This is a genomic window from uncultured Pontibacter sp. (assembly GCF_947502515.1).
Taxonomy (GTDB): domain Bacteria; phylum Bacteroidota; class Bacteroidia; order Cytophagales; family Hymenobacteraceae; genus Pontibacter.
In genome coordinates, this window is record NZ_CANNAI010000005.1 from 22,483 (window position 1) to 34,865 (window position 12,383).

General features: G+C 51.0%; 11 protein-coding genes. 8 read left to right on the forward strand and 3 right to left on the reverse strand.

What is annotated here, in order from left to right; all coding sequences use genetic code 11:
* Window positions 1–54 precede the first annotated feature (54 nt).
* The gene (locus Q1A54_RS13495; RefSeq protein ID WP_299989075.1) at window positions 55–744 is read left to right on the forward strand and encodes a fatty acid desaturase; all 690 of its coding nucleotides are present in this window, start codon (window positions 55–57) and stop codon (window positions 742–744) included.
* A 47-nt stretch (window positions 745–791) separates the two neighbouring features.
* Here the strand turns inward: Q1A54_RS13495 and Q1A54_RS13500 are convergent, their stop codons facing one another.
* The 3 genes from Q1A54_RS13500 to Q1A54_RS13510 all read right to left on the reverse strand — a co-directional run bounded on the left by Q1A54_RS13500 (window position 792) and on the right by Q1A54_RS13510 (window position 3,936).
* On the reverse strand, window positions 792–1,142 hold the full coding sequence (locus tag Q1A54_RS13500) for a heavy-metal-associated domain-containing protein (protein WP_196116092.1): 351 nt from the start codon (window positions 1,140–1,142) through the stop codon (window positions 792–794).
* A gap of 88 nt (window positions 1,143–1,230) precedes the next feature.
* A complete protein-coding gene (locus Q1A54_RS13505; protein ID WP_299989080.1) occupies window positions 1,231–3,432 on the reverse strand; it encodes a TonB-dependent receptor in 2,202 nt (733 codons plus the stop codon).
* 99 nt (window positions 3,433–3,531) lie between these two features.
* The gene (locus Q1A54_RS13510) at window positions 3,532–3,936 is read right to left on the reverse strand and encodes a hypothetical protein (RefSeq protein WP_299989083.1); all 405 of its coding nucleotides are present in this window, start codon (window positions 3,934–3,936) and stop codon (window positions 3,532–3,534) included.
* A gap of 393 nt (window positions 3,937–4,329) precedes the next feature.
* On the opposite strand from Q1A54_RS13510, the gene mraZ reads away from it, so the two are divergent.
* The 7 genes from mraZ (at window position 4,330) to murD (ending at window position 12,363) form a co-directional block, all read left to right on the forward strand.
* Window positions 4,330–4,797, forward strand: coding sequence for a division/cell wall cluster transcriptional repressor MraZ (mraZ, locus tag Q1A54_RS13515; protein WP_007652473.1), 468 nt, complete (start codon window positions 4,330–4,332; stop codon window positions 4,795–4,797).
* On the forward strand, window positions 4,797–5,699 hold the full coding sequence (gene rsmH, locus Q1A54_RS13520) for a 16S rRNA (cytosine(1402)-N(4))-methyltransferase RsmH (protein ID WP_299989086.1): 903 nt from the start codon (window positions 4,797–4,799) through the stop codon (window positions 5,697–5,699). Before mraZ ends, rsmH begins: the two co-directional genes overlap by 1 nt.
* Window positions 5,700–5,762: 63 nt before the next feature.
* The gene (locus Q1A54_RS13525; RefSeq protein ID WP_366915818.1) at window positions 5,763–6,185 is read left to right on the forward strand and encodes an FtsL-like putative cell division protein; all 423 of its coding nucleotides are present in this window, start codon (window positions 5,763–5,765) and stop codon (window positions 6,183–6,185) included.
* Entirely contained in the window at window positions 6,175–8,274 is a 2,100-nt protein-coding gene (locus tag Q1A54_RS13530; protein ID WP_299989092.1) for a penicillin-binding protein, read from the forward strand. Before Q1A54_RS13525 ends, Q1A54_RS13530 begins: the two co-directional genes overlap by 11 nt.
* Complete coding sequence (locus Q1A54_RS13535; protein ID WP_299989095.1) at window positions 8,274–9,740, forward strand: UDP-N-acetylmuramoyl-L-alanyl-D-glutamate--2,6-diaminopimelate ligase; 1,467 nt, start codon at window positions 8,274–8,276, stop codon at window positions 9,738–9,740. The genes Q1A54_RS13530 and Q1A54_RS13535 overlap by 1 nt, the downstream gene beginning before the upstream one ends.
* Before the next feature lie 39 nt (window positions 9,741–9,779).
* Window positions 9,780–11,000, forward strand: a complete 1,221-nt coding sequence (gene mraY, locus Q1A54_RS13540) for a phospho-N-acetylmuramoyl-pentapeptide-transferase (RefSeq protein ID WP_007652469.1) — start codon at window positions 9,780–9,782, stop codon at window positions 10,998–11,000.
* A gap of 19 nt (window positions 11,001–11,019) precedes the next feature.
* Window positions 11,020–12,363 carry a UDP-N-acetylmuramoyl-L-alanine--D-glutamate ligase gene (gene murD, locus Q1A54_RS13545; RefSeq protein WP_299989100.1) on the forward strand — a complete coding sequence of 448 codons (1,344 nt, stop codon included), beginning with the start codon at window positions 11,020–11,022 and terminating at the stop codon, window positions 12,361–12,363.
* Window positions 12,364–12,383: the final 20 nt, after the last annotated feature.

Sequence of the window (12,383 nt, forward strand, 5' to 3'; positions counted from 1 at the left end):
GAAGCGTGACTGTTCAATGTAGGTATAGCCAATCTCCAGCCTTTAAACAATCAAATGGCAAAGACAATCCATAGAGACAACAGAGGGGTCGCCATCGCAGCCATTATTGTGGTGTGCTGGTCTGGCCTGCTCGTATACCTGTTGCGCTTTCCGGTTGACTTTGCATCGCCTTTGCCATACCTGTTCATGCTGCTGCAGACGCACTTGTACACGGGGCTTTTTATAACCGCCCACGATGCCATGCATGGCGTTGCCGCTCCCGGCCGGCCAAAGTTGAACCGCATGATCGGCACTGTCACCGCTTTTCTCTTTGCCTATAACTGGTATCCGCGGCTTTTGCCAAGGCACCACCAGCACCACAGGCATGTGGCCACGGAGGAGGACCCGGACTACCACCACGGCTCTTTCTGGCCCTGGTACTACAGCTTTCTGAAGAACTACATCACATGGTGGCAGATCGTGCTGATGGCCATTACCTATAATGTGCTGCAGCTGTTTTTTCCGCTCGAGAATGTGGTCATGTTCTGGATGGTGCCGGCTATACTGGCTACGTTTCAGCTGTTCTACTTCGGGACCTACCTGCCACACCGCGGTGAGCATGCCTCCGAGAACAAGCACAAATCAGGTACACAGGCCAAAAACCACCTGTGGGCCTTTGTGAGCTGTTACTTCTTCGGCTACCACTATGAGCACCACGACAAGCCCTACCTGCCGTGGTGGCAGCTGTATAAAGCAAAAGGGTAGCCGATTTGAAATCAGCTACCCTTTTTGTTGTTTAAAAAATCGGCGACTTAGTGCGCGCCAGCTTCCTTGCGGCAGCAATCGTCCAGTTTGTTGTAGGCACGTGGCGTGGCTGGTTTGTCGTCGGCGTCGTAGCCTGTGTCGTTCACTGCCTTACGGATTTTGTCTTCGTTGGTCTTCTTCGGGTCGTAGGTAACAGTCAGCATCTTGGAATCCACGTCCAGGTTCGATTTTTTGACGCCCTTCTCATAAGCCATTGTTTTCTCTATACTCTTCTTGCACATGCCGCACACAGCTGAAGTTTTGATTTGAACTGTTTTTTCATTGCCGTTCTGGGCCTGTGCGCTCAACGTAGCGAAGAACATAACAAGTGCTAATCCGATGTTTCTGAAGATTTTCATAATGTGAAATTATTATTGGTGAAAGTTAGATGTATGATAATGATTTGGTTTCTATTAGAGCCGCTGGAGCAGTGCAAATGATGTGCCGCTATTCGATCTTGAAGCGCATACCTGCATAGATGACCCTGCCGGTAATTGGCCCCCACACCATGCTGGCGTCGAAGTTGGCACCAAAGGGATTATCTGCCCCTCTGATCGCATCCGGTTGACGGAAGTTCAACAGGTTCTCACCGCCCAGGTATACTTCCCAGCGCTTGAAGGCCCGCGACACCTGCCCGTTCAAGGTATAGAAAGCATCGGACTGGCGCACGTCCGCTGTACCGCTATGGCCTTCCATGTAGGCTAGTGGCATTTGTCCGAAGTACTGTGTGGTCAGGTCAGCGCGCCACTTGTCGAATGGCGTGGCAAAGCCGAGGTTCACGAAGAAGCGGTGCTGCGGGATCATGGGGCGCTGTTGCAGGGTGCCGTTATAGGTGGTCTGCACGTCGTAGTATTTATAGGCCGTCTTTACGTCAAAGCCTTTCAGCACCTCATACTGCAACTCCGCCTGAAAGCTGCGAGAGAAGGAGCGGCCCTGCAGGTTGTAAAACTCAACCTGGTTGGCGCTGCTGTACATGTCTGCCACTACCTGGTTCTGGAAAGTGGTATAGTAGTAGTCGGTGATGAAGGCGCCCGGACGACCGCCCAACTCAAAATACTGCGTAAAGGAGCCACCCAGGTTCCAAGCCTTCTCCGGCTGCAGTTCTTCCCGGAAGGTGAAGGCGCGATTGCTGACCAAAGCAGCCGTGTTCTCCGAAATAGGGTTAGCAACCCGGAACCCTTTTCCTGCCGCCAATCGGAAAATAGTGTTCGGGGTGAAGTCGTATTTTACATTAAGGCGAGGCGTAAATACAGTGCCATACAGGTTATGGAAGTCGGTGCGGGCGCCGGCCACCACGGTCAAGTTCTCCGCATTGTTAAAGATGTATTCCGCAAATATGCCTGGCACCTGCTCTGTGCGCGCCAGTCTGGTTTGCTCCAGTCGCTCGGTATAGTCGTCGTAAAGGAAACTGGCGCCCACTTTATAGGTATGGCCGGTATGCCCAATGATGGACTGGAAAATGAAGCGCAGATCGCCGGTGTTCTGCTCACCGTTATACTGCCGGCGGCCATAAAGTGAATTAAACTTGTGGTGTACACCTGATGAAATAAAACCCAAACTCTGGTAAGGCTTGCCCTTAAAAGTATAGGAGGTCTTATTGTAAAAGGACAGACGATCCGTTTCGGATTCGGTACCATAGTTTTGCTCAGGTCCAATTGCTTCGCCTTTTTCATAGTCCATCTGACCGCCCAACTTGGTTTCACGCAAGGCGTTTATACCAAACTCTGATACCCAATCGCCGTTGGTATACTTCCACTTGTTATATACATTATGATGCGTGCCAAGTGGCAGGTCCATAAAGCCGTCCTTGTTGCGGTCCACACGGTTACCCAGGTGGTCGCTGTGCAGCATAAGGAGCGTGCTCCACTTCGGGCTCACCTGCGCCGACACGTTCAAGTTGGCGTCAAACTTGGCGAGGCTGTTTCCATACAGGTTCAGGTATAGCCGTTCGCTTTTCTCAGGGTCCTTCAGTTTCACGTTCACCTGTCCCGAGATCGATTCGTAGCCGTTTAGCACCGAGCCCATTCCTTTTATGATGTCAATGGACTCAATGTAAGTGCCAGACAAGTAGTTGAGACGGTAGGGGGTGGAAAGGCCGCGCAGGGCCGGCACGTTGTCGGTAGTGAGCAAGGTATAGGAGCCGTCCAGCCCGAGCATTTGGATCTGCTTGGCACCCGAAACCGCGTCAGTAGTCGTTACTTCCACGGAGGCATTTGTCTCGAAACTTTCCGCCAGGTTGCAACAGGCCGATTTTTCCAGGTCACGAGTCGTTATGATCTGCGAGTTTGTCGGCGTGAGAGCGGAGTAGCGCGTCTGTTGTCCTTCCACTACTACTTCTCTTATGGAACTGGTAGGTATGAGTGCAACAATTACAGTTGTTTTGCCACTGATATCAATCGTATCGGGCTTGTAGCCCAGGTAAGACACGATGATCTGAGGGCTAATGGCGTCGGTCAGTTGGAGTGTGAAGTTTCCGCTGGCATCAGTAGCAGTGCCTTTAGACGTTCCCTTCCACACGGCATTGGCGCCTATCAGAGGTGTTTTGCTGGATTGGTCTACCACTGTGCCCGTCAGCTGCTGGGCGGCGGCAGGTATAAGTATAGTAATAAGGAGTGCAAACGTGCCGAAGATTCGGCTGATGGTTCGCACAGGTATGCTGGAATACATATTCTTTATTGATTAAAATTTCTGAATGCAGGTTTGTGCATAGGCCTTTAGCCAATGCAGGACTTTGTGCAAACGGAAATCCTAGACGATAAGAATTTGTAGCCGATGGAGTAGTTGAATGCCGTAGAGCGGGGGAGAACTATCGGAGTAAGTAAGAATCCTTTGGTCGGTGGCAGGCTCCGGCGCCCAAGTGGTAAAGAGTGGTGTGAATGCAGCCGCAAAGAAAACAGGAATCTCCAGCGATAGACTTTTGATAGAAGAGACCGGCTCCAGCTTTTCAAAGGAAAGTTCTGTGGTACAGCAATCGTCTTCTTCAGCTTCCTGTGTGTCAGGCTCTTGGCAGCAACCATCCGCTTGCTCCTGTGCGGCCGACATTTTCAGCCCGGTCATCAGGCAGAGTTGTTCGCTCAAAGCCACGCCAAACGAGCCCAGCAAAATGCTCAGGGTAAGGAGTAGCGTAACCGTATGACGGATGGTCTGATTCACAGTGCAAATATACGGATAAACTCCCCACTTTTACTACAAACTTTATCCACTCTCGGGATATTGCCCCACTTTCTACCACATTCTCCACTTTGTCCCACTTTTGACAAAAATGCCTTCATAGAGCAATAGTTTAGGTCTGCTTATTGGGTTAATATGTTGTCTTACAGGATTTTATAATATATAGTCTCTCGTATATTAACGAACTAGTATATTTTATGCAAATAAACTTATCCGCAAAATGAAGGTCCGAAATGTGGATAATGTGGATAAGTGGGGTGGATAACCGTAATTTATCCACAAAGTGGTAAAAAGTGGGAGATTGTGGTTGCGGTGTTTTGGTGAATCGTTACATTTGTATACTCCGAAAACTATACGGACTCAACTGTCATATACATGAACTTCCTGTCTGGCGAATACGAATGCAAGATTGATCCAAAGGGAAGGTTGGTTTTACCTGCGAAGATAAAATCCAACCTGCCGGAGGCGTCTGGCAATCATGTGGTGCTGACAAGAGGTTTCGAGCCTTGCCTCGTGCTTTACCCAAAATCGGAGTGGAAGACGATCTATGATAAGGTGGCAGGTCTGAACGAGTTCAACGAGGAGTACCGCCAGTTTCAGCGCAATTTCTTCCGTGGCAACACGGAGATCGAGCTGGACGGCACCGGTCGTTTCATCGTGCCACGCACCATGGCCCGTTTCGCCGATCTGGAGAAAGAGGCGATTGTGGTAGGCTTGGGAAACCGTGTTGAGATCTGGAACCCTGACAAGTATGAGGACTTCCTCATCAAGGACCAGCAGAGTTTCTCACAACTGGCCGAGAAGTTTTTAGGAGATAAACCGGCGGAAGCGCCTTTGATTTAATGGAGTACCACAGACCGGTTATGCTGCAGGAATGCATAGACGCGCTGGCGATCAAACCAGATGGCGTGTATGTCGATGTGACGTTTGGAGGCGGTGGTCACTCTAGCGTAATTGCCAGCAAGCTGACGACAGGTCAGCTTTACTCGTTTGACCAAGACCGCGACGCAGAGGAGCAGTCGAAGAAGATCGATAGTCCTGCTTTTACGTTTGTGCGCGCCAACTTCAGGGACCTGAAAAAGTACCTGCGCCTGTACCGCGTGAAAGAAGTGGACGGTATACTGGCCGACTTAGGCGTGTCATCGCACCAGTTCAACGAGGCCGAGCGTGGTTTTTCAACCCGCTTCGATGGACCGCTTGACATGCGCATGGATCCGGAGTCAGGTATGCCGGCAAGCGAGGTAGTGAACACCTACAGCCAGGAGCAACTGCACAGGATCTTCGGAATTTATGGCGAAGTGAAAAACGCCAAGACGCTGGCCGGTGTGATCGTGTCGCAGCGGGCCCGCAAGCCGATCGAGACGATCGGGGAGTTTAAACAAGCGATCAGTTCCTGCACCCCGCGTGGGAAGGAGAATAAATACCTGGCGCAAGTGTTTCAGGCGCTGCGCATAGAAGTAAACGACGAGCTGAAGACGCTCGAGGAAATGCTGGAGCAGGCGGCCGAAGTGCTGAAGCCCGGCGGTAGACTGGTGGTCATGTCATACCACTCACTCGAAGACCGGCTCGTGAAGAATTTTATAGCCAAAGGCAAGTTCTTCGGAGAAGTGGAAAAAGACCTGTTCGGCAACGAGAAAAAACCACTCGACGCTGTCAACCGAAAGCCGATTGTGCCATCGGAACAGGAATTACTCGAGAACAGTCGCTCACGCAGCGCCAAACTAAGAATCGCAGAGAAGAGATAGCGAATGCAGAAATAGAATTAACAACAGTGTAGTAACCTAAACTTAACTATGGCTCCTAACCTTATGACTAAGACAGCTGCCGCGCCCAAGGGCAACACGCTGCGCGTGAAGCCAGAGGAAGAGGTGAAGCCGGAGGTGAAGGCAAAAAAGAAAGGGTTCAGCCTGTTCAAATGGCTGGATAAATACACGAACGTTGATTTTCTGTTTCAGGAGGGCGTGCCGACCAAGTACCTGCCGCATGTGCTTTTCCTGACAGGTATTACGCTTTTCTATATCGGCAACACCCACTATGCCGAGAAGACCATCCGCAAAATAGCTAAGATTAAAGTTGAGACAGAAGACCTCCGGGCGGATTACACCACCCTGAAGTCTGATTATATGGGCGCCAGCAAGCAGTCTGAAGTGGCGCGCAACGTGGCACCACTGGGCCTAGTTGAAAGTTCATCTCCACCCTATCAAGTTGAAGTTGCGGAAGATGAATATTAAGAAGGAAATCGTACTGCGCGTACGGATCGTGTTCCTATTGGTCTGCCTTTTTGCATGTGCGATCGTGTACAAGATTGTGCAGATACAGGTGCTGGATGGTACCAAGTGGAAGCAGATCTCGAAGGAGCGCCGCATACGCTACCAGCCAGTTCCGGCTACCCGTGGCAATATCTACTCTGACAACGAGAGCATATTGGCCACTTCGCTGCCGTTTTACCGCGTTGCGTTTGACCCGGCAATTGCCCAGGCCGAGACTTTCAACGCAGGTATAGACTCGCTGGCCATGCTGTTGTCGCGATTCTACAAAGACCAGTCGCCGGAACATTATCGCCGCAAGATCAAAAATGCACGACATGCCGGCAGGAGGTACATAAGACTGAACAGCCGCCAGATCAACTACCAGGAGAAGAAGATGATGGCGAGCTGGCCGATCTTCCGGGCTGGTAAGAACAAAGGCGGGGTGATCTTCGAGAAAGTAGAGAAGCGCTTCAAGCCTTTCGGTATGCTGGCTGAGCGTACCATCGGCTTTATAAATGAGGACAAAAACGGCGCGGGGCTGGAATACAGCTTCAATGGCGATTTGGCGGGCACCGATGGGGAGGCCCTTTTTGAGCGTATAGCAGGCGGTAACAAACCGATCTACGACGGTACGGAAGTGGCGCCACAGAACGGTTACGACATTAAAACTACCATCGATATCAACCTGCAGGACGTGGCGGAGAATGCGCTCTACAAGGCTTTGGTGGAGAAGAACGCCGACTACGGTTGCGTGATTCTGATGGAGGTGAAGACAGGCGAGATCAAGGCGATGGCCAATTTGGGCAGAACCAAAGGTGGTTACATTGAAGATTATAACTATGCGGTTGGTAACCAAGGGCGTACGGAGCCGGGATCTACTTTTAAGCTGGCTTCTATGCTGGCGCTTTTTGAGCATTCCGACGTGGACCTGACTGACACGGTTGATACTGGAGACGGCCGGTACCGCATTAAAAACACGACCATGACCGACGTGAAAATCGGCGGTTACGGCAAGATCACGGCACAGGAGGTTTTCGAGAAGTCATCTAACATCGGGGTGGCCAAACTGATTCAGGATAACTTCAGTGACAACCCGCAGGCTTTTGTGGATTACTTGCACAAGTTTGGTTTGAGCAGCACATTGGGTTTTCAGATGGACGGTGAGGCAAGGCCTTACATCAAGAACACCAGTGATAAAACATGGTATGGCACAACGCTTACCTCCATGTCAATCGGCTACGAAATGAAGCTGGCCCCGCTGCAGACACTGGCACTTTACAATGCCGTGGCAAACAATGGGGTGAAGGTACAACCAATCATCGTGAAAGAGATCCGTCGCGCTGATCAGGTGATTCAGACATTTCAGACGCGGGTGCTGAACGATCGAATTGCCTCTGAAGAGACCATTAAAAAGGTACGTGCCATGCTGGAAGGCGTGGTGCAGAACGGTACGGCTAAGAACATTAAAAGTGCCGACTATAAAGTAGCCGGCAAAACTGGAACCGCCCGCAAGGTGAAAGACGGTAAATATGTGAAGCTATACTCGACTTCGTTTGCCGGCTATTTCCCGGCTGACAACCCGAAATATAGCTGCATTGTGATCATCGACAGTCCGAGAGGGGTGAACGTGTACGGCGGCGATGTGGCCGCGCCTGTGTTCAAGGAAGTGGCCGACAAGGCTTATGCTCGCGACTTGGCCATGCACCAGCCGCTGCGTGCCCGTGTGGTGCCGAACAAAGACAGTTTGCCACAGGTGAAAGCCGGCAGCTTGGATGATCTGGGCCTGATATTGAACAAGATCGGCGTAAGCAACCACTCCACGGCGACAAGCGATGACGAGTGGGTGCGTGTGACACCGCAGATGCGCTCGCTTAAGTTTGAGCCAAACCCGGTAAGGGGCGGTCAGGTGCCCGACGTAACCGGTATGACACTGCGCGACGCGCTGTTCATTTTGGGCAACCAGCACCTGAAGGTAAGTGTGGAAGGGATGGGCAAGCGGGTACAAAAGCAATCCGTGCAGCCGGGCACTGAAATTAATAAGGAAACAAAAATTACAATTGTACTGAGCTAATGCAGCTATTGCAGGACATATTGAAAGACGTTACCGTGCTGGAAAGCCACGGTCCGCTGGATGTGCAGGTCGAGTCGATCACCTTCGACTCGCGCCAGGTGCAGCAAGGCGTGCTGTTTGTAGCTATGCGCGGTGTGCAGGTAGACGGGCACGACTTCATGGCGAAAGCCGCGGAGGCGAAGGCCGTTGCCATTGTGTGCGAAGAATTACCGGCTGAACTGGCCGAGGATGTTACTTATATCAAGGTAAAAAACAGCGGTCAGGCCTTGGGTATGATGGCTTCTGCGTTTTACGGCCATCCGTCCAGAAAACTGAAACTGGTGGGCGTAACGGGTACAAATGGCAAAACCACTTCCGTGACCTTGTTGCACAAGCTATTCCGCGAACTGGGCTACCATGTGGGTATGATCTCCACAGTGCAGAACCAGATTGACGAAGAGGTAATCCCATCGACGCATACCACGCCGGATGCGGTTTCACTCAATGCTTTGCTGGATAAGATGGTAAAGGCAGGCTGTGCTTATGCTTTTATGGAAGTAAGCTCCCATGCCATGGTGCAGCAGCGTGTAGCAGGTATAACCTTCGCTGGTGGCGTTTTTACCAACATCACACACGACCACCTCGACTACCACGGCACGTTCGACGAGTACATCAAAGCGAAGAAGTCCTTCTTTGATATGCTACCGGCTGGTGCTTTTGCCCTGATCAATGCCGACGACAAACGCGGCCCGGTGATGGTGCAGAACACTAAAGCCGATGTGCGCTACTTTTCGCTGCGCAAAGTTACCGACTTCAAGGCACGCTTGATTGACAACACGCTGCAGGGGCTACATTTGGAGATAGATGGACACGAGATTTGGGCCAAACTAATTGGGGCGTTCAACGCCTACAACTTACTTGGTGCTTATGGTGTGGCAGTGCTGCTAGAGGAAGATCCTATGGAAGCGCTCACTATACTCTCGAGCTTGGATACAGCAGCTGGCCGCTTCGATTACATAGTGTCGGAGCAGGAGCAAATCACCGGTATAGTAGACTATGCCCATACGCCAGATGCACTGGAAAACGTGCTGAACACGATTCAGCAAATACGTACGCCGTTGCAAACGGTGATAACAATAGTTGGCTGTGGCGGCAACCGCGACGCGACTAAGCGCCCGGTGATGGCCGACATCGCCTGCCGTCTGAGCGACAAGGTGATTTTAACGTCCGATAATCCGCGTTTCGAAGAGCCACAGGCGATACTGGAAGACATGCAGAAAGGTGTAAAGCCGCTCGACTTCAAGAAGACGCTGAGTGTGCTCGACAGAAGAGAAGCCATCCGTACGGCCTGTATGTTGGCCGGTAAGGGTGATATCATCCTGGTGGCGGGCAAAGGCCACGAAACTTACCAGGAGATCAAGGGTGTGAAATACCCCTTCGACGATAAACAGGTACTGCAGGAAGCTCTGCAACAGCTTGGCAAATAAGACAAACTGAAAAACAAAGGAGAAACGATTACAGATTAAATGCTTTACCACCTCTTTACATACCTTGACCGTGAGTACGACCTATTAGGGGCGGGTGTATTCCAATACATCTCCTTCAGGGCGGGTATGGCAACGCTGACATCCTTGCTGATTGCGATGATGTTTGGCGGACGACTGATTAAAATACTGCAGCGCAAACAAGTAGGCGAAAGCATTCGCGACCTCGGGCTGGAAGGCCAGATGGAGAAGAAAGGCACCCCGACCATGGGCGGTCTGATCATCTTGTTGGCTATACTGGTACCGACCTTGCTATTCGCCCGTCTCGACAATATTTATGTGCTCCTGATGATCGTTTCGACGATCTGGCTGGGCCTGATCGGCTTTCTGGATGACTACATCAAAGTGTTCAAAAAGAACAAAGAGGGACTGGCCGGAAAATTTAAGGTGCTGGGTCAGATTGGCTTAGGAATTATTGTGGGTTTGACCCTATACTTTAGTGACGATGTTGTCGTAAGGCAGTACATCTTCACCGATGGTTCTACCTCCGCCGTGAACGCCACGAGCAAGTGGGTGGACATCAAATCCATGATTACGACTATACCTTTCCGCAAAAATAACGAACTCGATTACTGCAATCTGTTTTCTTTCGCGGGTCCGCTTTTCGCAGACTGGTCGTGCTACCTGTACATCCCGTTCGTGATTCTGGTAATCACGGCCGTATCTAACGGCGCTAACATCACCGACGGAATCGACGGTCTGGCGGCTGGTACCTCGGCCATCATCGGCCTTACGCTGGCGATCTTTGCCTGGGTATCGGGTAACACCATTTTTGCGGATTATCTCGACATCATGTTCATCCCGAACTCGGGTGAGCTGACCATTTTCGCATTGGCCTTTGTGGGAGCCTGTGTGGGTTTCCTGTGGTATAACTCGTATCCGGCACAAGTGTTTATGGGTGATACCGGTAGTTTAGCGATTGGTGGTATCATCGCGGTGATGGCCCTGATCGTGCGCAAAGAGCTGCTTATACCTATCCTGTGCGGCATCTTCCTGATTGAGAATCTGTCGGTGATGCTGCAGGTGAGTTACTTCAAGTATACCAAAAAGAAATACGGGGAAGGCCGACGCATCTTTAAGATGTCGCCGCTGCACCACCACTACCAGAAAAATGGCTACCATGAGTCCAAGATCGTTTCGCGCTTCTGGATTGTGGGCATCATGCTGGCGATTTTGACATTGGCAACCCTGAAACTGCGCTAAAACCTAACGAAAACAAACCATGAAACTAGCGATACTCGGAGCGGGAGAAAGTGGCGTAGGAGCGGCTTTGCTGGCAAAGGCAAAGGGGCTGGACGTGTTCGTGTCCGATATGGGGCAGATCAAGGAGGTATACAAAGCGAAGCTGGCAACAGCGGCTATACCTTACGAAGAAGGCACCCATACCTTTGAGCGCATATTGGAAGCCAACGAGATCGTGAAGAGCCCGGGTATACCGGACAAGGCAGCTATAATTCAGGAGGCGATCAAAAAAGAGATCCCGATTATCTCGGAGATCGAATTTGCCGGCCGCTATACCGATGCGAAGTTCATTTGCATTACCGGTACGAATGGAAAGACGACCACCACGCTACTGACTTACCACTTGCTGAAGAGCGCAGGTATAAACGTGGGCTTGGCTGGTAACATCGGCGAGAGTCTGGCTGAGAAAGTAATTGACAATAAACACGAGTACTACGTGGTGGAGCTGAGCAGTTTTCAGCTCGACAACATGTATCAGTTCAAAGCACATATTGGAGTACTGTTAAATATTACGCCAGACCACCTAGACCGGTATGGCTATGATCTAAACAAGTACGCCGCCTCTAAGTTGCGCATTGCGCAGAACATGAGCGGCGCGGACTACTTTATCTACAACAACGATGATGATATTATCCGTAATGCGTTCGATTCTGCGTCTTTTGGCGGAACCACAATCCCATTCTCACTCCAAAACACGGAGGGTACGAAAGTACTATGTGAAGGGACGCATGTAAAAGTCAACGTCAAATTCTTTGAAGGTGACATTGATGCTTCGCGCTCTGCCCTAATTGGCAAGCACAACCAGTACAACACCATGGCCGCCGTGGCCGTCGCCAAGCTGATGGGCGTGGAGGACAGCCAGATTGAAAATGGGCTGGAGACTTTTGAGAACGCTGAGCACCGCTTGCAGGTGATCACAGTGTCAAAGGAAGTCACCTACATCAACGACTCGAAAGCGACCAATGTGGAAGCCGTATATTATGCCTTGGAAGGTATAAAGCAGCCGATCATCTGGATCGCGGGCGGTGTAGACAAAGGCAATGACTATAGTGTGCTAACCGAACTGGTGAAAGAGAAAGTGAAAGTGCTGGTGTGTCTGGGCAAGGACAACGACAAGTTGAAAGAAGCATTCGGGCGCATTGTGCCAGTGGTAGTGGAAACCACTTCCATCGAGTATGCCGTGCGCATGGGCCGCTTGCTGTCGACGCCGGGCGATGTGGTGCTCTTGTCGCCGGCCTGCGCAAGTTTTGATTTGTTCAATAATTACGAGCACCGGGGGCAGCGCTTCAAGGAGGCCGTAGAGAAGATAGTTTTGAAAAAGTAAGATTTTTAATTTTTAGCCAA